The sequence below is a fragment of the Oceanobacillus indicireducens genome (assembly GCF_014647195.1).
Taxonomy (GTDB): Bacteria; Bacillota; Bacilli; order Bacillales; family Amphibacillaceae; genus Oceanobacillus; species Oceanobacillus indicireducens.
On the sequence record NZ_BMOS01000014.1, the window covers coordinates 48,730 to 73,524 of the forward strand.

Annotated in this window: 40 protein-coding genes; 4 read left to right on the top strand and 36 right to left on the bottom strand. The window is 38.0% G+C overall.

The window, feature by feature from the left end:
* Position 1: 1 nt before the first annotated feature.
* The 30 genes from IEX94_RS11140 to IEX94_RS11280 form a co-directional block, all read right to left on the bottom strand.
* Positions 2-397, bottom strand: coding sequence for a phage terminase small subunit P27 family (locus IEX94_RS11140; RefSeq protein WP_188857365.1), 396 nt, complete (start codon positions 395-397; stop codon positions 2-4).
* 3 nt (positions 398-400) lie between these two features.
* Positions 401-874, bottom strand: a complete 474-nt coding sequence (locus tag IEX94_RS11145) for an HNH endonuclease (protein ID WP_188857368.1) — start codon at positions 872-874, stop codon at positions 401-403.
* Positions 861-1,166 carry a hypothetical protein gene (locus IEX94_RS11150; protein ID WP_188857370.1) on the bottom strand — a complete coding sequence of 102 codons (306 nt, stop codon included), beginning with the start codon at positions 1,164-1,166 and terminating at the stop codon, positions 861-863. Before IEX94_RS11150 ends, IEX94_RS11145 begins: the two co-directional genes overlap by 14 nt.
* Before the next feature lie 42 nt (positions 1,167-1,208).
* A complete protein-coding gene (locus tag IEX94_RS11155; protein ID WP_188857373.1) occupies positions 1,209-1,517 on the bottom strand; it encodes a hypothetical protein in 309 nt (102 codons plus the stop codon).
* Positions 1,518-1,522: 5 nt separating this feature from the next.
* Complete coding sequence (locus IEX94_RS11160; protein ID WP_188857375.1) at positions 1,523-1,903, bottom strand: lipoprotein; 381 nt, start codon at positions 1,901-1,903, stop codon at positions 1,523-1,525.
* Positions 1,904-2,018: 115 nt separating this feature from the next.
* Entirely contained in the window at positions 2,019-2,414 is a 396-nt protein-coding gene (locus tag IEX94_RS11165) for a hypothetical protein (protein WP_188857378.1), read from the bottom strand.
* A 368-nt stretch (positions 2,415-2,782) separates the two neighbouring features.
* Positions 2,783-4,618, bottom strand: a complete 1,836-nt coding sequence (locus tag IEX94_RS11170) for a phage/plasmid primase, P4 family (protein WP_188857381.1) — start codon at positions 4,616-4,618, stop codon at positions 2,783-2,785.
* Positions 4,619-4,667: 49 nt separating this feature from the next.
* On the bottom strand, positions 4,668-5,171 hold the full coding sequence (locus IEX94_RS11175; protein WP_188857384.1) for a dUTP diphosphatase: 504 nt from the start codon (positions 5,169-5,171) through the stop codon (positions 4,668-4,670).
* Positions 5,168-5,290, bottom strand: a complete 123-nt coding sequence (locus tag IEX94_RS20010) for a hypothetical protein (protein ID WP_268239590.1) — start codon at positions 5,288-5,290, stop codon at positions 5,168-5,170. Before IEX94_RS20010 ends, IEX94_RS11175 begins: the two co-directional genes overlap by 4 nt.
* Positions 5,287-5,553 carry a hypothetical protein gene (locus tag IEX94_RS11180; protein WP_188857387.1) on the bottom strand — a complete coding sequence of 89 codons (267 nt, stop codon included), beginning with the start codon at positions 5,551-5,553 and terminating at the stop codon, positions 5,287-5,289. Before IEX94_RS11180 ends, IEX94_RS20010 begins: the two co-directional genes overlap by 4 nt.
* Positions 5,554-5,556: 3 nt before the next feature.
* Positions 5,557-5,823: a hypothetical protein gene (locus IEX94_RS11185; RefSeq protein WP_188857390.1), complete on the bottom strand. Its 267-nt coding sequence runs from the start codon at positions 5,821-5,823 to the stop codon at positions 5,557-5,559.
* On the bottom strand, positions 5,820-6,200 hold the full coding sequence (locus IEX94_RS11190; protein WP_188857394.1) for a hypothetical protein: 381 nt from the start codon (positions 6,198-6,200) through the stop codon (positions 5,820-5,822). Before IEX94_RS11190 ends, IEX94_RS11185 begins: the two co-directional genes overlap by 4 nt.
* On the bottom strand, positions 6,197-6,340 hold the full coding sequence (locus IEX94_RS11195) for a hypothetical protein (protein ID WP_188857397.1): 144 nt from the start codon (positions 6,338-6,340) through the stop codon (positions 6,197-6,199). Before IEX94_RS11195 ends, IEX94_RS11190 begins: the two co-directional genes overlap by 4 nt.
* Positions 6,341-8,002 (bottom strand): DNA polymerase B, encoded by a 1,662-nt coding sequence (locus IEX94_RS11200; RefSeq protein ID WP_188857400.1) that lies wholly within the window; start codon positions 8,000-8,002, stop codon positions 6,341-6,343.
* A gap of 3 nt (positions 8,003-8,005) precedes the next feature.
* On the bottom strand, positions 8,006-8,815 hold the full coding sequence (locus IEX94_RS11205) for a zinc-finger-containing protein (RefSeq protein WP_188857404.1): 810 nt from the start codon (positions 8,813-8,815) through the stop codon (positions 8,006-8,008).
* On the bottom strand, positions 8,816-9,745 hold the full coding sequence (locus IEX94_RS11210) for an AAA family ATPase (protein WP_188857407.1): 930 nt from the start codon (positions 9,743-9,745) through the stop codon (positions 8,816-8,818).
* A gap of 1 nt (position 9,746) precedes the next feature.
* Positions 9,747-11,279 (bottom strand): DUF1351 domain-containing protein, encoded by a 1,533-nt coding sequence (locus IEX94_RS11215; RefSeq protein WP_188857409.1) that lies wholly within the window; start codon positions 11,277-11,279, stop codon positions 9,747-9,749.
* The gene (locus IEX94_RS11220) at positions 11,276-11,557 is read right to left on the bottom strand and encodes a hypothetical protein (RefSeq protein ID WP_188857410.1); all 282 of its coding nucleotides are present in this window, start codon (positions 11,555-11,557) and stop codon (positions 11,276-11,278) included. Before IEX94_RS11220 ends, IEX94_RS11215 begins: the two co-directional genes overlap by 4 nt.
* Positions 11,554-12,810, bottom strand: a complete 1,257-nt coding sequence (locus tag IEX94_RS11225; protein WP_229782681.1) for an SNF2-related protein — start codon at positions 12,808-12,810, stop codon at positions 11,554-11,556. The genes IEX94_RS11220 and IEX94_RS11225 overlap by 4 nt, the downstream gene beginning before the upstream one ends.
* The gene (locus tag IEX94_RS11230; protein WP_188857411.1) at positions 12,752-13,036 is read right to left on the bottom strand and encodes a VRR-NUC domain-containing protein; all 285 of its coding nucleotides are present in this window, start codon (positions 13,034-13,036) and stop codon (positions 12,752-12,754) included. Before IEX94_RS11230 ends, IEX94_RS11225 begins: the two co-directional genes overlap by 59 nt.
* Positions 13,033-13,452 carry a hypothetical protein gene (locus tag IEX94_RS11235; protein ID WP_188857412.1) on the bottom strand — a complete coding sequence of 140 codons (420 nt, stop codon included), beginning with the start codon at positions 13,450-13,452 and terminating at the stop codon, positions 13,033-13,035. The genes IEX94_RS11230 and IEX94_RS11235 overlap by 4 nt, the downstream gene beginning before the upstream one ends.
* Before the next feature lie 49 nt (positions 13,453-13,501).
* Entirely contained in the window at positions 13,502-14,050 is a 549-nt protein-coding gene (locus IEX94_RS11240; RefSeq protein WP_188857414.1) for a sigma-70 family RNA polymerase sigma factor, read from the bottom strand.
* Between the two features lie 5 nt (positions 14,051-14,055).
* Positions 14,056-14,289, bottom strand: a complete 234-nt coding sequence (locus IEX94_RS11245; protein ID WP_229782682.1) for a hypothetical protein — start codon at positions 14,287-14,289, stop codon at positions 14,056-14,058.
* 16 nt (positions 14,290-14,305) lie between these two features.
* Complete coding sequence (locus tag IEX94_RS11250; RefSeq protein ID WP_229782683.1) at positions 14,306-14,548, bottom strand: hypothetical protein; 243 nt, start codon at positions 14,546-14,548, stop codon at positions 14,306-14,308.
* Positions 14,549-14,648: 100 nt separating this feature from the next.
* Positions 14,649-14,981 (bottom strand): hypothetical protein, encoded by a 333-nt coding sequence (locus tag IEX94_RS11255; protein WP_188857418.1) that lies wholly within the window; start codon positions 14,979-14,981, stop codon positions 14,649-14,651.
* Complete coding sequence (locus IEX94_RS11260; RefSeq protein ID WP_188857421.1) at positions 14,978-15,121, bottom strand: hypothetical protein; 144 nt, start codon at positions 15,119-15,121, stop codon at positions 14,978-14,980. The genes IEX94_RS11255 and IEX94_RS11260 overlap by 4 nt, the downstream gene beginning before the upstream one ends.
* Positions 15,114-15,296 carry a hypothetical protein gene (locus tag IEX94_RS11265; RefSeq protein ID WP_188857424.1) on the bottom strand — a complete coding sequence of 61 codons (183 nt, stop codon included), beginning with the start codon at positions 15,294-15,296 and terminating at the stop codon, positions 15,114-15,116. Before IEX94_RS11265 ends, IEX94_RS11260 begins: the two co-directional genes overlap by 8 nt.
* A gap of 14 nt (positions 15,297-15,310) precedes the next feature.
* On the bottom strand, positions 15,311-15,520 hold the full coding sequence (locus IEX94_RS11270) for a hypothetical protein (protein WP_188857426.1): 210 nt from the start codon (positions 15,518-15,520) through the stop codon (positions 15,311-15,313).
* Positions 15,521-15,577: 57 nt separating this feature from the next.
* Positions 15,578-15,850 (bottom strand): hypothetical protein, encoded by a 273-nt coding sequence (locus IEX94_RS11275; RefSeq protein WP_188857429.1) that lies wholly within the window; start codon positions 15,848-15,850, stop codon positions 15,578-15,580.
* Positions 15,851-16,042, bottom strand: a complete 192-nt coding sequence (locus tag IEX94_RS11280) for a helix-turn-helix domain-containing protein (RefSeq protein WP_188857432.1) — start codon at positions 16,040-16,042, stop codon at positions 15,851-15,853. It lies immediately after the preceding gene.
* 49 nt (positions 16,043-16,091) lie between these two features.
* On the opposite strand from IEX94_RS11280, the gene IEX94_RS11285 reads away from it, so the two are divergent.
* Positions 16,092-16,610, top strand: a complete 519-nt coding sequence (locus IEX94_RS11285) for a hypothetical protein (RefSeq protein WP_188857435.1) — start codon at positions 16,092-16,094, stop codon at positions 16,608-16,610.
* Here the strand turns inward: IEX94_RS11285 and IEX94_RS11290 are convergent.
* A complete protein-coding gene (locus IEX94_RS11290) occupies positions 16,594-16,782 on the bottom strand; it encodes a hypothetical protein (protein ID WP_188857437.1) in 189 nt (62 codons plus the stop codon). The two genes, IEX94_RS11285 and IEX94_RS11290, sit on opposite strands and share 17 nt — an antisense overlap.
* A 380-nt stretch (positions 16,783-17,162) precedes the next feature.
* On the opposite strand from IEX94_RS11290, the gene IEX94_RS11295 reads away from it, so the two are divergent.
* The 3 genes from IEX94_RS11295 to IEX94_RS11305 all read left to right on the top strand — a co-directional run bounded on the left by IEX94_RS11295 (position 17,163) and on the right by IEX94_RS11305 (position 19,282).
* Positions 17,163-17,585 (top strand): helix-turn-helix domain-containing protein, encoded by a 423-nt coding sequence (locus tag IEX94_RS11295; RefSeq protein WP_229782684.1) that lies wholly within the window; start codon positions 17,163-17,165, stop codon positions 17,583-17,585.
* Between the two features lie 12 nt (positions 17,586-17,597).
* Positions 17,598-18,014 (top strand): ImmA/IrrE family metallo-endopeptidase, encoded by a 417-nt coding sequence (locus tag IEX94_RS11300; protein WP_188857438.1) that lies wholly within the window; start codon positions 17,598-17,600, stop codon positions 18,012-18,014.
* Positions 18,015-18,100: 86 nt separating this feature from the next.
* Positions 18,101-19,282 carry a site-specific integrase gene (locus IEX94_RS11305; RefSeq protein ID WP_308425595.1) on the top strand — a complete coding sequence of 394 codons (1,182 nt, stop codon included), beginning with the start codon at positions 18,101-18,103 and terminating at the stop codon, positions 19,280-19,282.
* Between the two features lie 217 nt (positions 19,283-19,499).
* On the opposite strand, the gene IEX94_RS11310 is transcribed toward IEX94_RS11305, so the two are convergent.
* Genes IEX94_RS11310 through IEX94_RS11330 form a run of 5 tightly spaced genes read right to left on the bottom strand, consistent with a single transcriptional unit; the run spans position 19,500 to position 24,608 of the window.
* Complete coding sequence (locus IEX94_RS11310; protein WP_188857439.1) at positions 19,500-21,029, bottom strand: acyl-CoA carboxylase subunit beta; 1,530 nt, start codon at positions 21,027-21,029, stop codon at positions 19,500-19,502.
* Positions 21,030-21,048: 19 nt separating this feature from the next.
* The gene (locus IEX94_RS11315) at positions 21,049-21,819 is read right to left on the bottom strand and encodes an enoyl-CoA hydratase (RefSeq protein ID WP_188857440.1); all 771 of its coding nucleotides are present in this window, start codon (positions 21,817-21,819) and stop codon (positions 21,049-21,051) included.
* A 24-nt stretch (positions 21,820-21,843) separates the two neighbouring features.
* Complete coding sequence (locus IEX94_RS11320; RefSeq protein ID WP_188857442.1) at positions 21,844-22,056, bottom strand: acetyl-CoA carboxylase biotin carboxyl carrier protein subunit; 213 nt, start codon at positions 22,054-22,056, stop codon at positions 21,844-21,846.
* Between the two features lie 12 nt (positions 22,057-22,068).
* Entirely contained in the window at positions 22,069-23,424 is a 1,356-nt protein-coding gene (locus IEX94_RS11325; RefSeq protein ID WP_188857445.1) for an acetyl-CoA carboxylase biotin carboxylase subunit, read from the bottom strand.
* A 41-nt stretch (positions 23,425-23,465) separates the two neighbouring features.
* Positions 23,466-24,608 carry an acyl-CoA dehydrogenase family protein gene (locus IEX94_RS11330; RefSeq protein ID WP_188857454.1) on the bottom strand — a complete coding sequence of 381 codons (1,143 nt, stop codon included), beginning with the start codon at positions 24,606-24,608 and terminating at the stop codon, positions 23,466-23,468.
* Positions 24,609-24,795: the final 187 nt, after the last annotated feature.

Consider the following 24,795-nt stretch of genomic DNA (forward strand, 5'->3'; position numbering starts at 1 on the left):
CCTACTTAACTATCATGTCTTCCATTTCCGGGTCAGTTTCATCCCCCCTTCCATTTCCTTCACCTCTGTTTTTATCCATACGGATCCGTGAAGCTGGAGTAAATCCTAACTCCTTGGCGATGGTCTGCATGCTTGCAAAGGCATCCTTAGCTATGCTGACTTCCGGGCGCTGTTGCACGTAGCCATTAGGCGTTTCGAATGTGTAGCCTTTTTTCATAAGAATCGTTTCGCTTCGCTTCCACTTTGCATAGGCCTGACAATATGCTTCAAGTGCTTTTAAATCTACCTCTGAAAATGTGTCATGATCAATTAAAGGCAGCACTCTTTTCCATTCCGTTTTCGCCATATTATCTAGCCAAGATGGGACTTTATATGTTACTTTACCGTTTTCTGACAATTATCAACTCCCCCCTATCCTAAAATCATAGAAAGTTGCACGGTCGACTGGGGGTGGGTTCTCAGCGACTTGCTTTTGAAAATTTCTCACCTCCCCCCTCCCATACTTTTTCACATCTTCTGCTGTTTTCTTCCTGTGACAAGCATGACATAACGGCTGGCAATTGTTTATCGTGAGTCGCAATGACCAATCAACACGAATAGGTATGATATGGTCAACCTCTTCAGCTGGTGTCAAAAGACATTGAACACATAAGTAATTGTTAATCATCATCACGTAGTCACGTAACGCTCGCCATTCCTTAGAGTTATAGAACTTAACCAGGACTGGATCACGTTCTACATTGTAACGCTTGTATCGCTTGCGTTCCTTCTCTTGTTGAATGTGTTTATGTTCTTCACAATAAGAATCCTTTGTGAGATTGTTGCAGCCGAACTCATTGCAGATGCTGAATGGTTTGGTGCTAGTCGGTAGCATGACCTTTAACCCTTCGCTCGATTTTATTTACAGTAGGATATTTATCACCTAATTCTATATGCTCAATTGCGTAAGTTAATCCACCTGGAATAGAAGTGTCTGTATCCCAATCAAAGAATACATTTTTCTTATACTCAATCTCTTTTCCTTTATAAAATACTTTAGGTACAGATGTTTCATCCTGTAGTTCGATAACTAAAAGCTTTGGTGTAAATCCTCCAACAGCTAGACAGTCTGGGCAATATTCCGTCGTCGCTACGTTATTACAACCAACTGAAAAACATTTATTCATTTCCTTCATCTCCTTTTATAAATTAAAAAGACACCTACTAATTTAAGTAAGTGTCTCTTCCTGCATCCTCTTCTTCAATGCATCCTTGTCTTTATTAAGAAGCTTGTCATTCATTTTAATTTCAGCAAGGAGTCTTCTGGATTCTTCAATCGTTTTTGCCTGGCCATGCTGTTTACGTTTCTTCATGTTACGTTTAATGTCACGTCGCATCTTCGCATCAGTGTAATAAGAAACATATTCATGCTGACAATCTGGACAAGTGAAATAATATTTATGAATTTGATTCTTTAATACTTTTTTCTTTAGTTCAGTTTCAAACTCACAGAAACAATCGTTACATGTTACTTGCATGAAGGTCACTCCCCTTCTTCAATGTATCGCATCATGTATTCATAGTTTTCTTCTATAACAGCTTTGTCAGATTCCAGCGACGCGCCTTTAGCATATTTTATAAGTGAATCAGATGCCATTAAGCTGATGCTATAATCCACACCATCTAACTCTATTGGAATCGTATCTGTTTTATCAATATATTTATTAGTAAACCTTTCAAATAACTTATGGTCATTTTCACTTACATCCTCAATCGCAATACCATTATCGATATTCTCAAAGATTCTATCCATAACCTGCATCGAATCTTTGGCAACCTCTTCATCTACATTCTCATGAATCTTAACTTCTCCACACGCAGCTAAAATTAAAATAGATAATAATATGAATAAATACTTTCTCAACTCAATCACCCCGTAACTTTTTAACTTTATTATGATTGAGTTGGAAACTTTATGCAATTGTTTATGCTACAACTATAAAACAGATTTTCAATAGATTCTATACATTTTATACACCCTAAGAAAATGTTAAGTTATGGGCAAACTTAATTATTTTCATTATTTCAGCGTGTTTACTGTAAATATAATTCGGACTCAAATCTAATTCATCTGCAATATTAATTAGTTTTTTTCCTTCAACATACTTATGATAAAGTATTTTATTATCTAAACCGTCAAACATGCTAATTAACTTTTTAGCATTAAATAAATCATTCATCTTGTGGGCAAGTTCATATTCGAGTGCCGCGATCCTTTCCTCTAACCCTGAAGCAATGGAGTGCTCATTTAATTTGACCTTACTTAAATCACCACTTGTCCACCTTTTCAATTCTCTTTTTTCTCTATCTAGCTGGTATTCAAGATAATCAATTTCATTCGTTAATTTTTGATAGTCAAGCAGCCATTCGTACAAATTGCTTCACCTACCTTTTATGTTTGTTGTCAGAGATGAGTGTCAGAGATTAAAAACCTCAATAAGCTTTATTCTATCAACGTTTATACAACTGTCAGAGATACGGGAAAAAATTCTTTTATATTTTTATTATTGTTCTTTTTTTCTTATTTTTTATTTTTGTTTTATATATACTACTTTATCTATGACAGTAAGAATAAAATATACTATAAAGCTATATATAATAAGGGTCTATGACTGTCAGAGATGTTTTTTTCATCTATGACACTTAAGTTCATTGAAAAACCTTGAAAGCCTTGATATACATAAGTTAATGGGCTGTCATAGATGTTTATGCTATGTCTATGACTCTATCTATGACAGATTTATTATTTAACATATACTTCAGGACGTTTACCATCTTTTGTAATTCTTTTCTTGCCATACCCAGCACTCTTCAAGCGGCGACCAAATTCTGTATTACCTACAGCATTTAAACCATGTTCTTCACAGTAAGCGGCATACATACGATAGGCCGCACTAGTAACCTTTTCATTCATATCGTGTTCTTCTAAGAATGCTACAACACTATCGGACTCTACGAAATATTGTCTCGTAACATCTTCTATCGTTTCGGACTTCGACAGATCACCATTCTTCAGTATCCTTTCTACCCCCGCAAGCGCAAGTTTGAGAAGGTAGCTTTTTGCATTCGGACTGGACAGTTTTTCATCAATGCTCACGTCACGCTCCTGGACAACCGCATCACACGGTATAATTTGCATCCTTCTTTTAATCCCACCAGACTTATCTTTAAAGACGGGCAATTCGTTACAAGTAAAAACCAACGTTGCTTTATTGCTAAAAGCGATAGCTGTTTGGTATATGGGCCTAACCATCACCGGATCACCAGAAGCAATTGTTTTAAAGTTACTGGACTTGTCTAAATAAGAAGCGTCAATGTCATCCGCCACATTAAGGAGCGTACCAATCAAACTGTACACACTGGTATCATCTTCAAACTTATCAAGCGGTACATTTGTGTGTAGCCCCTCAGCGAATGCCTGCAGCATCTTAATTAAAGTTGACTTTCCATTACTACCGGATTCTCCCCAAAAGAAGAATGACTTGTGGGGAAATCCTTTTGTCATCAAAACATGGCCAAACATTTCCTCTATTACATTGCGTAAATCTTTCCGGTTACATGTAAACCAATTAAGGAAATTGTCCACATGCTCATCGTAAGCATCTTCTTTATAATCAATATTTAAGTAATATGGTGTAAAGCCTGGATCCACTTCAACCACTTCATTGTCATAAAGTACATATCCGTTCGCGAACTGTACGGGTAAATCGTCAGCATCTTGTAGTGTTGATTTAATCTGGAATAGATCAAGCAGCTGTTTATGTTGATTTGGTTTAAGGGCTATCAGTTTATCGATGGCTCTTAAGAGTAAATTATTATCATAAATAAAATGATCATCTTGCTTAAAGAAAAGTTTCCCTCGATATAAATGAATATCCAATCTCTCCACCAGAACCTCGCTGGTCATAATAATATCTTTCGGGTCCAGATACTTTTGTTTGGTTGGAGCAGGGTTCTTATTTTTAACTGATTGGATAGTGTTTTTGAGTTCACGCTCATCAAGTGGTTTCGCGAATACGTATTTATTGATGAAATCGGCAAGTTCATTTAATGTTTCGCCGTCTAATGAGTATTGTTCTAAGGTCGACAACAAATGACTGTATAAGGCACTGTTTCGTCCTTGCCCGTCTGTCATTTGATAAATGTCATGCCTTAACTTGCTCGGGTAAAGAAGAAATGGCAGTTCTGGCAAGTCATTTATATTATCAAGATATTGCTCATTTTCCATTCGTCTTAGTTTGCCATTTTGTTTAATGGTGGCATGTGCCCTGGTGCCAGTCTTATAATCCACCTTTGCACCACTGACTGTTAATTTGTCGGTATAGTTACGAAATGGTGTTCGAATATTTTCTGCTGTTGGCCTCTTATACCACAGATGAAACCCTCTGGTGGTATGTACTTTTAAAGTAGGATGGCTTGAATAAATCAAGCCACCTATGTCCGTGTAATCATCAAAATCTACTACAATAATATCTTTATTTAAAATGACCCCTGCATCATCATAATTTTTATGATCTGTTGAAAAAGTCTTAAAGTCATGCTTCGGTACCTTGCCATCTAATTCGATAAAACGAAGCAAGCAATCACCTCTTTTCTATGGTGCGATGTGGTATAATAGAATAAATTAATCAATACCCACTACTACCAAAACCGTTCGAACCTCGTTCTGTTTCTGGTAGTTTTTCTATTTCATAGGCATGTACTTCCGGTAACTTCTGAATAACCAGCTGGGCTAGTTTGTCGCCTTTTCGTATTACGTACGAACCATATATTTCCGTATCTCTTGTTGCGGATCCATTAATATAAAAACCATATCTGTGAAAAGCACCGTTTGGCATTCTTCCGTTATGAATATTATCTACAAGGATACAAATTTCTCCCGTATACGAATTATCAATCGTTCCAAGCTGCACTCTTAATTTTGTTTTACTTGTCACACCACTTCTTGGTCTTACCTGTGCTTCATATCCATCAGGTAGATTAATTGCTATTCCTGTTTTGACAACTATTGTTTCACCAGGGTCAATAATCACGTCCTCATTTGCAAATAAATCAAAACCTGAATCACTGTAGTGTGCCCTTGCTGGCAAAATTGCATCATCTGCTAGTTTCTTGAAACCTACTTTAATCATTCAGATTCACCTTCCAATTCCTCATAACATTCATCACAATACAATTCATGTCCAATATTTTTCATACGATCAAATTCGCAGATTTCCCCGCATTCTGGGCATGGTGTAGGCATATTCATTCAGATTCCTCCCGACTCATTAAAATTCCATAGCCAGCAATATCATTCCAAGCATTTTCGTTACCATGATTGCCATGGGCGATTCTCATTTGTTTATCGAACAGTCTAATAATCCCAAGCATATCTTTATACTGACCCGGTTTGATTCCATTCGGATAGAGTATGCTTAAAAATTCATCGCTCATATGGAAAGCATCACCGTACATTTTATTTTTTGATTGGACCAATTCCCCGATCCGTTTTCCTGTTTCAATGTAGTTCATTGGTTAGTCTCCCTTCGGTCCTGAAAGTTGTTCTGGTGTTGCCCACTTCAATTCTCTACCTCTGGCTCTTCTCACATAAAAATAAGGACTAAGATACTCTAATCGCTCTTTAGCTTTTGCTTTAGATGCATAGAGTGCAGGTTTCTTTTTGTTCGGATAAGCAGTGATCCAAGCACTCATTCTCTCACCTGTATAATAATCTCTAACCATTTTATCTCCCGCATAAAGTTTACCTGTGCCTTGTTCGGCAATTACATATAGTGGTCTCATTCTAATTCCTCCAACTCAACATTTATAATTTCCGGCATTTCTCCCAGCCGATCCTGTACAACTTTCCGTATTTTTTCCAGTTCTTCACCAAATGTGCCATGCTTCCTTATAATTTCCTCAATTCTTTCACCAACTTCATAAAAGAATTTAATTGTCCCTTCTTTCGTGGACATGAATAGATAATCAAAAATGTTCACAGGAATGATCATAATTTTAGCTCCTGTCGTTACCTCGGATACGTTTAGTCGGTCCCCCTTACCAATCGGGATAGCGCAAAATTGGTAATCTCCTACCTGAATGCCATGCCCGACGGCCGGTGTCCACTCTTTCATCGCTAGCCAGAATTGCTGGGGTTGCTCATTTACTGTTATTTTCATTTCCCTCCACCCTTCCATTGATTACTATGTTCAAGTACATAACGCCTACCAGATACATAAATAACAGTTGGAACATGTTTCTTCACTTTATCGACCTTCACAATTGGCCTATACTTTTCTCCTTTGGTGAATTTCCGCATCTAAAATATCCACCCTTCAATTTCTTTAATGTACCAATTTAAATCAATGTGCCGTTTGTTTAATTTGTCTAGTGATTCATTCCAAACCAAGCAATTCTCCGATGTATAAGGCACTTTTGTATATTTGGTTTCCGCGCCTTTTTTTGTTTTATAAATGGATCCGGCATATTTATCCCTGGAAGCAAACACGCGATTCACGTCTGGAAGCTTTTCAAAATGACTTGTATATGTCCCTTCAAGCAACGTATCTTCTTTCATTTCGTGTGCCATTCCGTCAAATTTACCGGCTCTCACGACGTTTTGGAACCGTTCAAGTCTATTAGCCCTCCACTCGTTTAAAACCGTCCTATTTGGCTTAATTCCGTCCATATAGTAATCAACTAATGCCTTATCAATAATCGTTAAGCTATTTCGCTCATAGTTCCCACCTTCATGGTTCGCAAACCGGCCACGAGCGTGTAACGTGTCATCGTCATATTTAATTACATAATTGTTTACATCGCGCTGGGCAATTTGTTTAATGTAATCAATCTCGAATTCTAGCGAATAGTGCTGCTCAAATAATTTCACGATTTTTAAAATAGATTCTTTCATTACTGGCTCGTACTTGATAATAAGTCCATCCGTATTCGTTTGGATGAGTTCACAAAAATTCTCCAGGAGAAGTATCAAATGGGTTAGAATCAATTGACCATTAACTACTACATTATTAGCAGCTTGAGGATTATAAAGATTTGTCCACTTTGATTTTAATCCCCCATAGACAATGTTCGTAATCAACTTGTATGCCTGTTCCTTGTTGTCCTCCTGGTTTTGTAATTCCCTTCTGGTGCTATATATCGCTTTATATCGCCCGAGCGCCTCCCCTGTTAAAAAGCCGTTGTTTAATATCAAAGAAGGATAATAGGACTTCACATCAATCTGCATGAAATGACCTTCTGAAGCATAATTATTTTTAGCTGCGTGTAAACCTCCAAACCCATAAATATGATCTAATCCAGCTAACTTAAAGGTGAACTTCTGTTTCTCCAAATCTTTAAAATCCCGACCACCCCGGAACTGTTTCTGTATATCTTGATAAAAATCAATAACAGGTTTGGGAAGTTCAGTCACAGTGAGCTGTTTATCAAAGGTGAGTTTCAACCGATCCGCATCTTTACCTTTTCGTGATTTTAAAACATCACTAGCTAAATTAACTCGAGTCTTTTTTAAAGATGATGCCGGAAGTTTAAATTCTTTTACTACCTCGAATTTACTCGTAAAATAATCTTCTCGTTCACTAAAGATAAATTGCATGGTTTTCAAATCTGTCTCAATATCTGTATTGGTAATGTCATAAGATAAATTAGCTTGAATTTCTTTTAAATCCAAATCGGGAAGCTCTTGTTTTAAGTCGATACTGATTGGATTTTGTAGATTTAAAGTGAAGCGTTTCTTACCTATTATTTTTTGTAACGAATCGTATGGATCCATGCCCTTTAAAATACTAGCAAGCAACTTATCATCCATGCTGTAATTGTTATAACCAACCAGGAAGTATGTTTGAGACAAAAGGCGCTCTAAAGCGCCCTTGTCTATAATTGTTGTTATTTCATCATCTTTCATAAACACCGCTGACCAATCATTGTAGCTAGAAGCAGTTACTTTATAAAAAGTAAACATGACTTACTCAAACTGCGGTTCGTCACAAATGAAGTTTTGACCGCGTTTCCCTGTTTTTTTGTTTTCCCAGTTGGTTAACGTAAGGTCTACCTCTATTCCCACACCATTCTCGAAAGCATCAACTAAACTAGTTTCTGGTGTTTCAAAATCCTCTGGATTCAATTCAACTCCTAATGCACCAGCTACACGTAGTGCTAGCTTGATATTCATGTTCATGAAACGTTCATTGTGGAAGGAAATCATCCCAAAGTATTTACGGCCTTCATAGCCTTCTGAAAGAATCTCAAACTGAAGAGATAACCATTCGAATCCACTGTCATTAGTTCTCCATTCAACATTCTCAAGCATTGCTTCATATGTTCCTTCTGGTAGTTCTTCAAAGTCACTAACTGCACCTTTCTTTACGTCAAAACCTTCTGCTAAAATTTTTGCTGCTGCATCCATTAAACTCATATCTGATCGCTCCTCATTTATATTTAATATTTGTAGTAATTCTTTACATTGGTGCTCATTAAACGTTCCAATATGAGCATCTTTTTCCGATAAGTTCATGGCTTCTTGGAGCCATTTATAAGCCTTTCCCCGGCTCATTTCACCAGACTTCCATTTACGGTCAAAATATTTATGACATTTCATTCTAAGTTCTCTTAGTTTGCCGTTGGCCATTGTCCCTAAAGGTGTTTTTCCTTTTCCATGCGTGCCTACCCTTGCATCACAAGGGCGGCATACGTAGAGATTAGTCCCATAATCTTGACCATAGAAGTCTTTACTGGAAAGAAATTCTGCTTGCTGATTACAATAAGGGCAGTGCATTTATTCAGTAGCCACTCTTCTACGTCTGCGACGTGGGGATGGATTGTCTTCTTTTTTGTCCTCTTTTTCTGGTTCAGTCGATTTATCTCCCTCAGGCTTAGAATCTTCTTTCTTGGTGTTGGTATCTTCTACCGCTTGTGCACGTTCCTGCTGTTTCAAAGCACGCTCCACTTCCTGCTGTTTTTCCTCTTCCTTCACAATGGCATCTTGTTCTTTCTTAGAAGTTTTTTGGGAACGATCATAAGCACCGGACACCGTATCAAGTAATTTAGCAATGCGCTCATCGTCTACTTTGTCCCGAGTGTAATTCTTCCGTTTCGAATCAACTCTACGAATATAGTTTTTTCCAACCTTGCGGCATAGAATAGTGTAATCACTATTTCCATTGACAATATTCAACCATTTTAATTTTAGAGACGGCACATAACGCTCCACGTCATTTTCTGTAATGACATTGACCCTTGATAAGTAGAGGACATTCATCCCTGTTTTCATGGTCAATTCTTTCAATCTCATAACCAGGACCCGGACCATCATTTCATGTGTTTGGTGGCCTTTCCCCCAGCCAATATCACCAATGTTTTTAACTCCATGTTCTTCAATTATTTCTTGTTCAAATAGAGTAACTACATCATCAATCACATCAATTACTATGGTTTCGAATGTATGGTTACCTGCTTCAAGTTCGGTGATAGCCTGAATCAAGATTTCACTTGCTGGTTTGGTGATTTCCCCTTTTGCATTTCGTTCGTTGCGAATATTGATAGACGGTGTTTCAATCATTTCAGCATTTCCATCGGTGTTCATGTTTAATGGATTCGGAAACTCATCTGCAAAGTAGGTTTTACCATGCATGGTCCCCCCAAAGATCACAAAGTTACGCGGCGTTTCTTTTGCTACTTTCCTTTCATTCTTCGGCAAAATTGACATATTATTTTTCCTCCTCAACAATTTTGAAAGTCATATTGTTTTGCTTCATAAAAGCTTCCAATGCATCAAGCTGTGATTCCGTTCCAACCACTTCATAAACCTCAATGAATTGCTCTTCATCCTCTGTTGGTGGTTTAATTTCTTGCTTGAACTCGTTGTGCATTTTCTCGGCACCAGCCATCCGTTTTTCTTTTAATTCTTTTTCTCGCTTTTGCTCTAACTGGTTAATGGCATTCTTTGCATCATCTTCAATGATCTGTTTAATCTCATCATTTTCTTTATGACCAATTAAATGTATATAACTACTTTCTAAGAGTTCGGTACCCAGCTTTAAATTGGTAATTTCTACATGTTGCTTAATAAGTTCTTTTTGTGTTTCTTCCGTTAGCTTTTGGGCAATGATTGCATTCGCCTGCTCGTGTAACTCCTCTTCAATCGATTTAAGAGTAGTAGATTTGTTAAGGAAACGATCTTCAATCACAAGTTGGTCCGCAATCTCATCCGCAAGCTGTAAATCGTCGATGACTTGATTACGAATACCCTCCACCTTGATCCGTTTCTCCTCACGTTGTTTCTCATCAAAATCTTTTGACTGTTCCAGAAGAGGATCAATGACAGAATCAAACTTTTCATTCAATTTTTTAGTCAGTGCTTCAAACTCTTTAATTGGTTCTGTCAGTTGTTTCTTCGTTTTGACCCGGTACTGATCAACTAAGCGCTTGCCTTTTCGTAAATCAGCAATGACCTTGTTGCATTCCTTCGCTTCTTTTTCTGTGAAGGTTAAACCCTCATACTTTTTAAGATTTTCTTCAAGTTGCTTTTCAATCTCTTCATAGTTAAATTCAATGACAGCTGGTTCAAATTTGACCGTTTTTACTTCTAACTCTGTAGCCATCGGCCTTTTCCCTCCCGGAATAATATTTTCTGGTAAACAGTTGTTATAGTCCCATTCGCTTGCACCACGATTGTTAGAAAGCCAATCGCATCTTTTCCAAAATAGTTCAATTTCATGAAGTAGGTTCTTTATGAAATCATCATCACGTTTTACGATAATAGAAGTGTCTAATCTTTTAGCATCAAATTCCAAATTGAAATCTGCCGGCCGTTCATATAGTGCAAGAACACCTTGTTCTAAGCCATTTGCAAACATGTAAGCCTGCATCTGTGCTTTATAGACTTCTATGGTTGGTACAGCGCCATGTGTCTTTATTTCAAGTAATGTTTTTGCATCATAATCCACACCGTCTGTGTTGGCCCGAATACTGTTTTCTTCATCGATGGTAGATGTTTCTACAAATTCATAGTCGGTAGTGAGATTGATATACTCCCGAATCTGTGGCTCCATTGCATGGCCGTAAGCTGTATATTCGTTTCCTTGGAAATCCGATTTCGTGATACCAACTTTTTCACTTGCTAGTTCGTACTGTGTTTTAAATTTACTTAATCCAAGGATGACCGGAACGTCGGAACCACCAACATATTTATGGCGGTTCTCTGTTACGTTCGGTTCGTCGCGTTGGAGAAGGGAACTCATATATTAATCACTCCGTCCCATTCTTTGAATTCTTTTTCAAAACGGTTTTGTGCTTCGAGTCGTTTATTTTGATTAAAGATTTCGGTGTGAATTCCTCTTACTGCTTCTTCTACCAATCTAACCAATGGAAATGCACCTGCATTATTGAACATTGTACTTTTTACAATCTCGTTTTTATAAGTGATCGTTATTCTGTAACGGAATGGAAACAATATGTTTGGATCATGACTTGCAGTAACTTGATATTTATGACCATCTATTGAAACGGTTTTATTCACAACCTCATCTCCTTCTTAAACAATTCTTCTGTAAAATCTTCCTTCCGTTTCAATGCTGCATAAACAGCTTCTTCAACGGACCCTTTCGTCACATATTCATATACAGTTACTTTTTTAGTTTGACCGTTACGGTATGCCCTACCTAATGCTTGATCGTGATTCTGGTAACTGTACGTTGGTGTGTAAATAATCACGATATTTGCATACTGTAATTCAATGGCGGCAGCACCTGCCTGGTACTGAACAATGGTGACAGAGTTTTTCAGGCCTTCTTTTTCTTCTTCATTTGGAAGACTGAATTTCTGGCCACTCACTTCATAAACTGTTTTCTTCAATTTCTTCATAAGCTTCACAAGCTCGTCCTTTTCTTTTGTGAAGTTGTAGAAGATGATAATATTTTCTTCCGTACCTTCTGCCAGCATTTCCGTATATTTCAGCTTATCCTTTTGATTGGCATAGTACCGTAAGCCATATTGAAGTTTCTGGACCGTGTCATAAAGTTCTAGTTCACCATCCACTTCCAGGACTCTATCTTTATGAATCTTGTTATATTCTGTCGACTTCTTAAACTCTATTGGTTCGTGATGTATTCCAGGTAGATCAAGGCACTCTTCTTTTGCTAGTCTGATAGAAAAAGACTGATAGAGTTTGTTTAGCTTGTCCTTTTCTGTGAAATCGACCACTGCTTTAAATCTTCGGTTGCCAAAGAATTTGTCCTCATATACTGCATGTTTTTTAAGAAACTGTGTTTTATTCTTGTAATGGCCGAACATGATCATGTAAGCAATTGTATCTTCCCAACCGTTAGAACTTGGGGTAGCACTTAACAGTAAGAAGTTAGTACTTGCCTGTGAAAGCTTAATCCCTGCCTTACCGCGTTGACTTGTTGGGTTCTTAATGTAATGGCACTCATCATAGACAACAAACCAGCCAGCGAACTCTTTCCAGCGCCTAGCAAGGACACCGTAGCTTAATGACTCATACTCAATGTCGATACCATAATGATTGGAAACAAAATCAATTTCACGATCCCAGCCACCTTCATTTATCTTTTGTGGAGGAGCCACTATCAATAACGGTTCACCATTTGAATGTCTGATGTAATGATGAATAGCCATCATGGTTTTTCCAGTACCGGTATCTGCAGCAATCAGATAGTTTGGATCGATTTTATTGAGTAAGTTTTTCTGAAAATCATATAACACGGAATTCCTTAAGATTTTCCTTCGCTTCTTCGAGACTGTAAGCGACAAAAGCTACACCTCCCGATTTACGAATCAACTCTATATGTGCCGCCTGAAGTGGACTAACTACACCACCCGGTTGTTTCACTTCAATGGCCACGAACTTCCCATTTACACATGCTGTAATATCCGGTGTGCCAGCACGGCTATAAATGGAACCATGATTCTTGATGTGGTAAGCGCCTAAGCTGTCCAGGTAACGTTGTATTGCATTTTCAATTCTTTTTTCACTCATATACGACCACTGGACCGAAGTAAATCCATATCTGACTTTTTAGCTTTACGTGCTTTTAATTTCTGGTTCGGTTCTTCATAGAAATAGTCTTCCAGTTCTTCCGATGATGTTTGGTTATCCTCAACAAGTTCAGCAATTCCGACCACGTTTAATTCTGTTTGAGTTCGACCGGTATCATCTGCAAGCTTAGCTTTATCGAATTTACGAGTATGCGTATTAACGACTGACAAAATATGCGGCACATCATCTTTATAAGCAAGGACATTTCCATGTTCTAAAATGTGCTCAATTATTTTTGCTTCTTTCTTTTGAATAAGCTCAAGATCCTGTTTCCGTTTATTTTTTAGTTGTTCCATTTCGTTAAAAAGACCATTGATTTCTGATTGCTTCAAATGTGTATTTACATTAACGTCCATTTTAAAAAATCTCCCCTCGTGTTATAATGTCAGTAATATATATTTTTTCTTAAATCACCAGTTGGCGCTGGTGGTTTTTTATTTTCTCAACCATGTTTTCTCTAAGGACCTTAAAGCTTTTACCTTTAATACCAAGATTGCTTTGAATTTCTTTATAGGTATAGCCTGCAATTCGTTGTTGAAATAGATTGTTTTCTTGTCTATTGAATCCAGAAGAAACTTCCTTAAAATAAAACCTGTCTAAAGCTTGCTCTTCAAGATTTATTTCAGAATGGATCGTTTCTACAATCTCTACACCTTCAACTATCTCCGCATTTATACTTTCGCTATAATCACACTGGCGGATTGGTCGCTTTAAATAGCTTAGATAGTCTAGCAATTTCAAACGAATGATCCGATGTGCATAGCTGTCAAAAGACAAGCCATCTTCCATTGGTCGGAAATTTTCACTTGCTTTCCATAGGGCAATCCTACCGACTTGGATTAAATCATCCATTTCAATCCGGTACTTTTCACAAATGTATTGTGCTCGGAAATGAATGCGTAAAACGCGTCTTATGATATATTCCTTTTCGAACAGAAAGTCATTTGTTGGCATGAAACTCACCTCCCCTCACTTTCCCAATCGACAACTAATGCAGTCAGTGCTTTTGATTTATCCACCCGACTTTCAAAACGACGTTTCCCGGTTGGTGTTGTCATCCAATGAATAAACTCTGGATTTACATTTAGTGCATCAGCGCATTCTTTTTGAGTGCCCATAACCAAGAAATCATCGCCCTTGTAAACTGCATAAATAGCGTTTCTTGAGTAGGTCATTCCTTTAGGTTTTTCCAAAGTCGTTCACCCCCCTTCAAAACATGTGCCTTCTTAAATAAGATGTAGCTTGTTCGCTAATGTCTCTATCAATCTTCTTGCGATTAAGAGCATGAAGTGTATCCAACGAACGTTCAAGCTTCAACATGACTTCCCTCTTAGAACTAAATTCCGCATTTTCAGCCATATGCAAAGCATTAATTGATGTGTTCATGATGTTTTCTACTTCATCCAGCATTTGTTGCCAATCCTCCATGAGGTAGTGTTCTTTAAGAGCCAATTTTCTTCACCTCACTTATCCTTCAATATTTTCTTAAAGCAACCATCACATAACAGACTGCGTTTATTGCGCGGAGGACTACCGCATTCGATGCATTTGTTCATTCCGATTCTCCTTTCAGTGCTTGGCGTGCTTTTCTACCGCCATCAAGTCCTAATTGAGTCCTGCCATGATGGTCATATAGAGTCCAAGACTCATCATCCGCATAAAACTCCAAAGCCTGTTTGTAGCGCTCTATTTTCTTCTGCATTAGATTACTAACATGTTGTCCAGTAGCAATTGCGCTTTCCAATTCCTCCACACGATTGATAAGGTGACCCAGCGCATCCGCCCTCTTTTTACCGTACTCATAATCTTCTTTAGTCTTTTGATTAGAAAGGATTACGTTTATATCCCCCAGCCATTCTTTGGCTACTTGCAATTGGTCAGTCATTCACTCCCACTCCCTTTCGCATGTTTTATCATTTGTCCAACTGTAACGATTTCGCGTAAATCGGTAGAGTACTCAACGCTTGCCAATTTAGCGTGTTCGTCACCGTCACATACATAATCAAGTAGTACGTTACTAATCATTCTCTTCATCCTCCTTTACTTGACGATAGACAGCTGTAATTTCTCCATGTTTTAAATCGTATTCAGCACTTTCTAGATGCATAGATTTACTAAAGTCGATATAAGTCCCATCAGGTTTTACCTCGAAAAAATTCCCGCGACTGGTTTGTACTACGTCTCCTGTTCTTACCTCCATCACTTATCCCTCCCTTAAAATTTTCTTGCATAGCTTACTGCACGATATAAATTCATTACTTCTTCATTTTTTTCGTTATACTCTCGGTCGTACAAAATAGGAATGTTGTACGTCAGTTCCAGGTCATTCATTAACGAACCTAATCTCCTTGTTCTGATTGGTTCATCACATTTATCTATCTCGTTAAATCGTTCCTGATAAGATTGCAGTTCTTCGTGTGTCATTTTGATTCACCTCTCCCTTTCTTTTAAAATTCTTAACGCCTACCCACGCGTTTTACTTTATTGCCATTCATCAACAATGTTTGCTATAGCTTCAATGGTTGGCTTATACAGCCACCAACGTTTACGGTTTCTTCTGCGTTCGTGCAATTTCACCCGAGGATCAGGCAATATTTCATCTTCCAAGTACCTAACAGACATGCATGTTATTTCCGAAAGCATATTTATGTCAGCCAATAACTGTTGGTGGTGCACTTGACTCTGAATTTGCTTTTCAATCTGATCCTGAATTGCTTTTTCATCAATTTCGATTGTCACTTTTGGAGGTAACATTTAATCACCCCTGATATTTAAAATTGCGCAAATGCGTTTAATGTGCTCTTGTGCTTTTGGACCTGTTCTTTTCCCACTTAAAATATCTGAAAGATATGGTCCGGATATTCCTAGCAATTTTGCTAGCTCTCCATGCTTCATTTTTTTCTTGTAAAGTTCATTTCTTACACGAATACTTAAATCATCCGACATTCTCTATTCTCCTTTTTTTGGTATAATCTCCTATAAGGGAGGTGATTTCTTGAAAATAGCAGCATTAATATTTTTGTTATTATTTCTCTATACTAGGAGGTCTGTTGGACTCTTATGGAAAAATATAAAAATCAAAAACTTACTTATAACCTATAAAGAATTTTTCAGAGCAGATAATCAAAAAGAAAGAATGAAAGTTTTTCAGCAAATTGCACAAAACCGCCCTTTGAGTAATGATTTAATAGGTGGGCTATATTTTTACTCTCCTTCTTATGATGATTTTTCGGACGAAGATAAACTAAAAAATACATTTATTTCCTTAATGGAATCTTTTGATAATAATTCGCATTGGGCTAAAAAATATCTACATCCGAAATATTTTGCTAAAGATCTTTTTATTCTTCCTGCTTCTATATTCGGATTCCTACTAAACCATAAATTCAAGTCATTTTCTTCACTTCTTTTGAGTTGCCTTACATGGATAGCAACCATATTAATATCTGCATACGCAAATGAAATACGATTATTTATCGAAGAACTCATTAAAAAGATTATTGAAACAGTATAAGTATTAGCAACAATAAAATGTAAGCAGTATGAAAAATGCGATGGTATTTATCTGCAAGCAATAATGAATCCAGTTTTTTCTCTAGTACATTGAACATCATTTTATTAACTACTAAATTATCCTCATTTGTTGTTGGTGCAACTTTTGGGGATTTTTCTTTTTGTTCTTCCACTTATTTCACCTCACTTCCTTGTATTAGCGTTGCTACCGCTTTTTAAGCTATTAATCCGAAATAGGATATACCTTCATTGGCTAGGTATCACAGCGCATATTAGAACAAAAGCTAATTTTTTAGCGAAAGTTATTGACCCTAATTAGCGCGTATGCTATTATAAAAGCATAGCTAAATAAGACTTAAGAAAAGCCTGTAACATCACATTTTATCTGCTCCCCAGCGAAAAAATGTTTTTAGGTAGGTCGTATTTTTTATTGTCTTTTTTCGCTAATCAAATAGCTTATGAACATAGTATATTAGCATTCGCGCTAATTGTCAACACTTTATTAGCGTAAATATTATATTTTTTGTCATAAGCTCTCGAGAGGTTGATATAAGTGAGTTTAGTCGAAAGAATAAAAATGCTATGCAACGAGAAAAAAGTAACTTTTGCAGAAGTGGAAAGAAAAGTAGGCATTTCAAATGGACAAATAAGACGTTGGGATAATTCATCTCCCAAGATTGAAAATGTGCAAAAAGTAGCCGACTATTTTGATGTTTCTACCGATTATCTTCTTGGTCGTACCGACAAAAAACGTTACTATGATCTAACAGAAAAAGACGAAAAAGAAGTAGAAGAAGAATTACAACGCATTCTTAATAATGCAGAAACTAATTTTGGTTTTGCTGCATTTGATGGGAAAACTCCCAGTGAAACAGATAAAGAAGACTACGAAATGTATGTATCCGCGATGAGAGATGCTATAAGATTACACAAGAGATTAGCTAAGAAGAAATTCACCCCTAAGAAATACAGGTAAGGGAATGATTCCGTGACAATAAAAAAGAGGGTCAATCAGTTATTTAAGAAGTATGGTACAACAGATCCATTTGAGATAGCTAAAATAAGGGGAATACCGATTATTTACAGACCTTTAGGTAGATCATATGGTTTTTTCACTAATTACTATAGAACTTTTACAATTCAAGTGAATGAAGATATACCTTATAAAAAGCAACTTTATACCATTATGCATGAACTCGGTCATATTACATTACACCCAGAGATAAATTCCGCTTTTTTGAAAGCCAATACATACTACATGACTGATAGATATGAAACGGAGGCTCATGAATTTGCCATAGAGATGTTCTACAATCAAGAAGAATTGAAAAATGTCACCATTCAAGAAGCTACTGAAGAATACGGTGTTCCCGAACAGCTTCTTATTAAAAAATTTTACACTTAAAAAGAACAAACGTTTCACTTTAAGGAGGTGATGCAGTAATTTGTCCCCAATAATACGCCTACCCACGTATGAAGGGATGAATAATATTGAAACTATATAAAACCGATATTGACGATGAGGTCTATTACTATTTTTTGAAAAATGGTGAAAAACGTTGGATGTATCGCCATAAATACAAAGATACTTCAGGAAAGAGAAGGGAGAAGAAAAAGAGTTCGTTTGAGACAGAAAAAGCTGCATATAGAGCATTATTAAAAGTTAAAGCCGATTTATTAGATGGCCATCATACAAAAGTAGAAAGTGATCAAATTACAGTATCTCAATGGCTCGATATATGGTATGAAACTTATAAAGGTAATTGGAAAATATCATCTCGAAAACAACGAAAGAAAATTATAAAAGATAAAATCAAGCCTCTTCTTGGTAAATATAAATTAAGTCAATTGGATCGGGGCACTTATGTACGAGAATATATAAATGTTTTACTCGAGAAATACCAACCCAGTTCTGTTCAGTTGTATCATAGGCTTTTCAACATCGCTATTAACGCTGCTGTAGAGGACGAAATTATTCCTCGTAACAGGTTTAAAAAAGTTTCTATTGAAAAAGATGAGGAACTAGATAATTTCTTAACACCTGAAGAATTGAATATTTTTCTGCACTCTGCTAAAAAGTATGTTAATTTTACAAATTATACACTCATATACTTACTTGCGTATACCGGTCTTCGTCGAGGTGAAGCGTATGGTTTAAAATGGGAGGATTTAAATTTTAAAGAAAAAACGTTAACCGTTAGACGAACTAGAGATCATTTTGGAGAGCGTACACCGAAAACAAAAAACAGTTATCGTACAATTCCAATTGATGATATGGTTATAAAAAAAATGGAGTCTTATCAAAAATGGTGTATTAAAACAAAATTTAAATATGGTATGAAGTTAGACAAAGAAAAAGATTTTATTTTTATTACTCGTTTAGGGGCAACGCCCGCTAATACCAACTCCGTTCCTCAAGCATTTGATGCTATTTACAAATATATGAAGAAAGATGAAATTAACGTTAGGAGAATAACACCACACGGACTAAGACATACACACGCAACTATCTTAATCAATAATGGTGTACCTCCAAAAACAATTGCGGATCGTCTAGGAAACACCGTGGAAATGATTTATAAAGTGTACTCCCATTCATTTAAAGAACTAGAAGATAAAGCTGTTTCTACATTCATCGACGTATTGAATGGGGCTAAACCTGGGGCTAAATGATACTTTACAGCCCCAGGAGCTTGGTATATATAGCCTTTCAAGTTAAATAATCTATTATACGTAAAAATCACCTATATTTCTACCGCTCCCCCTTAGTTAACATAATAAAGTTATCGTAAATTGAAAACTGGGGTCAGAGCATTTGTCCCATTTTTTAAATACACAGAAAAGAGAGCCTTAACTGTTTTGCAGTCAAGGCTCTTCTAATGCTATAAAATTAGACTGGATAAACACCGTGCTTTCTTTCTGTGAAGGTAAGATTCTTATCTTCATAGATTTCGTATCGTTTAATAAGCTCTTCCCGTAAGCGGTCCGGATGAATGATATCATCAACAACCATTTCTGATGCTAAACGATAAATATCAATTTCATCCTTATAGGCGTCCTGCTTCTCTTTAATAAACGCATTTCTTTCTTCCTCAGGCAACTCAGCGATTCTTTTTGCGTATACCGCATTCACTGCTGCCTCAGGGCCCATGACAGCAATTTGGGCATTTGGGAATGCAAGTACCGAGTCTGGTTCAAAAGCTGGTCCTGCCATCGCGTATAGACCTGCACCGTATGCTTTCCTCACGATAACAGAAATTTTAGGTACCGTAGCTTCACTCATACTCGCGAGCATTTTTGCACCATGACGGATAATCCCTTCTCTTTCAACTTTTGTACCAATCATAAAACCTGGAACATCTGTCAAGAAAAGAAGTGGAATATTAAATGCATTACAAAGCTGGATGAATTTCGCAGCTTTATCCGCGGAATCTGTGAAAAGGACACCCCCTTTTACACGAGGCTGATTCGCAATAATCCCTACACTTCGGCCATTAATCCGCGCTAAGCCGGTAATCAATTCTTTCGCAAATTCTTTCTTTACTTCAACTAAACTGTCTTCATCGATTACCTGTTCAATTAATTCAATCATATTAAAAGCCGCATTCTGATTTTCCGGAACAATTTCTGTTATCGTCTTATCCGACGCTTTCACGGCTTTCTGAGCTGACTCAGGAGGCTTATTCCTAAAGTTCGGCGGGAAATAGCCAAGATATTTTCTTGCATAAGCTATTGCTTCTTCTTCCGTTTTCACAAGGACGTCACCGACACCGGAAACGGTACAATGCATTCTTGCACCACCCATTTCCTCTAAAGACACTTTTTCACCGATTACCTTCTCCGCCATTCTCGGCGAGCCAAGATACATCGATGCATTACCTTCGACCATTACTACAACGTCACAAAAAGCTGGAATATATGCTCCTCCTGCTGCAGATGGGCCGAATAATAAACAAAGCTGTGGCACCCTTCCAGATAGTTTTATTTGGTTATGGAATATCCTGCCCGCCCCTCTTCTACCAGGGAACATCTCGATTTGGTCGGTGATTCTTGCACCGGCGGAATCAACAAGGTAAATAATCGGAATTTCCAAGTTAAGTGCTGTTTCTTGAATCCGAAGTATTTTCTCAACGGTCCGTTTCCCCCATGATCCAGCCTTAACAGTCGAATCATTGGCCATCACACAAACATTTTGACCATTGATTTTGCCAATCCCTGTAACTACTCCATCAGAAGGTAAATCTCCGGCCATACAGTTGGCGAAAAAAGCATCTTCTATATCTAAATCTTCATCAAATAAAAGCTCTAAACGTTTCCGTACAAACAATTTCCCCTTTTCTGTGTTTGCTAGGTGATATTTTTCTTTCCCACCTTGTTTAATCGTTTCTACCCGTTGTTCTAGTTCCTCAATAAATGACATGTTCTAGTCCTCCCCCCAACTATTCCCCTTTATAAATCGGTTTCCGCTTTTCACTGAATGCTTGCAAGCCTTCTTTCCGGTCCTGAGTCGGTATCGTTTTCTGATAAGCAAGATGCTCGATTTCAAGTCCTGTTACGAGATCCGTTTCCGCCCCACGATTAATTGCAAGCTTTGCCTGTTCCAAAGCTACTGGACCATTGGCAGTAATTCTTTCCGCAATTTCCCTAGACTCGTTTATTAATTCCGAGCTCGAAACTACCTCATCTAAAATACCGAGCTTTTCCGCTTCATGGGCAGTAATTGATTGAGCGGTATAGATGAGACGCTTTGCCTTGCCGGACCCAATTAAGCGCGGCAATCGCTGTGTCCCGCCCGCTCCTGGAATAATTGCTAATGATGTCTCTGTAAGCCCAAGCTTCACATGTTCTGCAGCTAAGCGCAGGTCACAAGCAAGAGCCAGCTCAAGACCACCACCAAATGCGACACCATTGAGTGCTGCAATTACCGGCATGCGCATGCTTTCAACTCGGTTCACTGTTTTACCGATATAGCGAACTGCCTGAACGACTTCCCGATCAGTCATCGTTTTCCGTTCTTTAAGATCGGCCCCCGCACAAAAAGCTTTCTCTCCCTTGCCAGTAATAACCGTACAAAAGCTTTCCTCATTTGCATCAACTGAATCGAGTACTTGATTTAGTTCATTTAACAACTCGGTGGACATTGCATTCGCTGCCTCAGGTCGATTTAAAGTAATGGTTGATACATGATTTTCTATATGAACTTCAATCATCCCGTTGCCCCCTTTTCTCCCTGATTATTCGATAATTGCAATTTCGTCTCCTTCATTAACAAAGTCCCCTTCAGCGACTTTCAATTCTTTGATTACGCCATCAGCTTCAGCTGGAATCGGGATCTCCATCTTCATTGATTCCAAGATAACGACATCCTCTCCAGAGCTAACAACATCCCCTTCGTTCTTAACAATTTTCCATACATTACCTGCCATACTTGCAACTATTTTTTCCATAATTGTTCCTCCCTACGATTTTTGGATTAATGGGATATAATAATTATCCACAAAATTAGTCGTTGTATTTCCTTGTTTAAATTGAGGAACCGCTACAGATTTCTCTAGCATTGGCAGATTCGTTTTGATCCCATCAATCCGATAATTTGCCAATGCCTGTTCCAAACGCTCAACAGCTTCTTTCCGTGTCTCTCCCTTTACAATCAATTTACCAATCATTGGATCGTAAAAAGGGGTTACTTGATAATTTTCGGTAAAAGCAATATCATGGCGGATTCCTTTTCCCTCAGGTAAATTCACGCTTGTTATGGTACCTGGGGAAGGGAAAAATCGTACCGGGTCTTCCGCATAAATTCTTGTTTCTATTGCGTGTCCATTCCGTTTAATTTCCTCTTGTTTAAACGGAAGCTCTTCTCCATTTGCAATCCGGATCTGCATTTCAATCATGTCGATGCCTGTTATTTCCTCTGTTACAGGGTGCTCGACTTGAATCCTTGTATTCATTTCCAAAAAGTAATAGTTCTCTTCTTCATCCACAAGAAATTCAATCGTTCCCGCATTCGTATAAGAAATTGCTTTCGCTGCCTGGACGCCAGTTTCTCCCATCTTTTTTCGCGTTTTCTCTGAAATAAATGGTGATGGAGCTTCTTCAATCACCTTCTGATTACGCCGCTGAATCGAGCATTCCCGGTCAAATAAGTGGACAGCATTTCCATACTCATCTGCAAGAATTTGTATTTCAATATGGTGCGCATTTTCTATTTTTCTTTCCAAAAACATGGAACCGTTACCAAAAAAATTCAATGCACGTTCGGAATTACTTGTAAATACTTTTCTAAGTTCTTCCTCTTCCCGGACGACTTGCATCCCGATTCCACCGCCGCCTGCAGCAGCTTTCAGCATAATTGGATAACCAATTTCCTTGGCAAACTCTACCGCTTGTTCTACATCGGTAATTGCCTTTTCTGTTCCTGGTACAACAGGTACGTTTGCCGCAATCATTGCATTCCGGGCATTTATTTTATCCCCCATTTGTTGAATAACTTCACTTTTAGGACCGATAAAACGAATCCCTTCTTTTTCACATCGTTGTCTAAATACGGCATTCTCACTAAAAAAACCATAACCCGGGTGAATAGCATCGGCTGCGACCTTTTTAGCAACATCGAAAATCTTATCCATATTCATATAACTTTCATTAACTTGAGAAGCTCCTAACAAATAAGCTTCGTCTGCCGCTTTTACGAACGGTGCTTCTTTATCCGCCTCTGAATAAACAGCAATGGATGTAATACCAAGACGTTTACAGGTCCGAATAATCCGAGATGCAATCTCCCCTCGATTTGCAATTAGTATTCTCTTAATCATTGGCTGCCCCCTCTATTAGATTACTGATCTCAACGGTTATCCTAGCATCCTAGATATCTTGCAATAACAAGACGTTGAACTTCGGAAGTACCTTCACCGATTTCTAAAAGTTTAGCATCACGTAGATAGCGCTCTACTTCATATTCCCTCATATAGCCATATCCGCCATGAATTTGGATTGCCTGATCAGCCGTGCGAACTGCAGTTTCTGAAGCATATAATTTCGCAAAAGCTGCCTCCTTACCAAATGGCTTATCTTGATCTTTAAGCCAAGCAGCTTTATGAACCATCGTTCTCGCTAGTTCAACTTCCATCGCCATATCTGCCAGCTTAAATTGAATCGCTTGAAATTTAGATAGGGATTGGCCAAACTGCTTTCTTTCCTTTGCATACTCGAGTGCTTTATCTAAAGAACCTTGGGCTATCCCGACACCTAGTGCGCCAATCGATATTCTTCCTCCATCCAGCGTTGAGAGGAATTGCTTGAATCCTTTGTTTACTTCACCAAGGACATTCTCTTTCGGGACGATGACATGATCAAGGACAATTTCAGCGGTATCCGAACCTCTGACACCCATCTTATCGTAATTGCTCGTAATTGTAACGCCGGCAGTGTCTGTTGGCACAATAATCGAGGAAATAAGTTTCTTCCCATTCTCATCCTTGCCAGTCACCGCAGTAACGATTAAAAGCTTTGCAAAGCTTGCATTCGTTATAAAGCATTTTTCCCCATTAATAACATAGTTGTCACCTTCCAGCACGGCGGTCGTCATTGTACCACCTGCATCCGATCCCGCATTCGGTTCCGTAAGTCCAAAGGAGCCGAGCGCCTTTCCTTCCGCTAAAGGTTTTAAAAATTTCTCTTTCTGCTCATCTGTGCCAAAATAATAAAGCGGGCTTGCACCTAGTGAGACTGCTGCAGCATAACTAAGCCCCGTACTGCCGCATACCCGGCCAATTTCCTCCACTGCAAGAGCATAAGAAACCGTATCTCCGCCAGAACCACCATACTCTTCCGGAAATGGAAGTCCAAGTAACCCTAATTCACCAATCTGCTTAAATATATCTTCTGGGAATTCCGCCTTCGTGTCAATTTCAATCGCCCGTGGTCGAATTACTTCTTCCGCAAAATCTCTCACCATTTTCCTAATCATCTCTTGTTCCTTTGTTAATTCAAAGTTCATCCGCCTATTCCCCCTTGTTTAACTTATGAAAATCAAGACCGACTGGTTGGTCGGTATCCTGGTAAAAAAATACTCCTCTAGGAAGTCCCATCTCCTATATGCCCATTCCGAGTGACAGCATGAAGAATCAAGAAAAAATCCATTTCGCTGGTACCATTTATATGTCCAGTTCACCATACCGAGAATA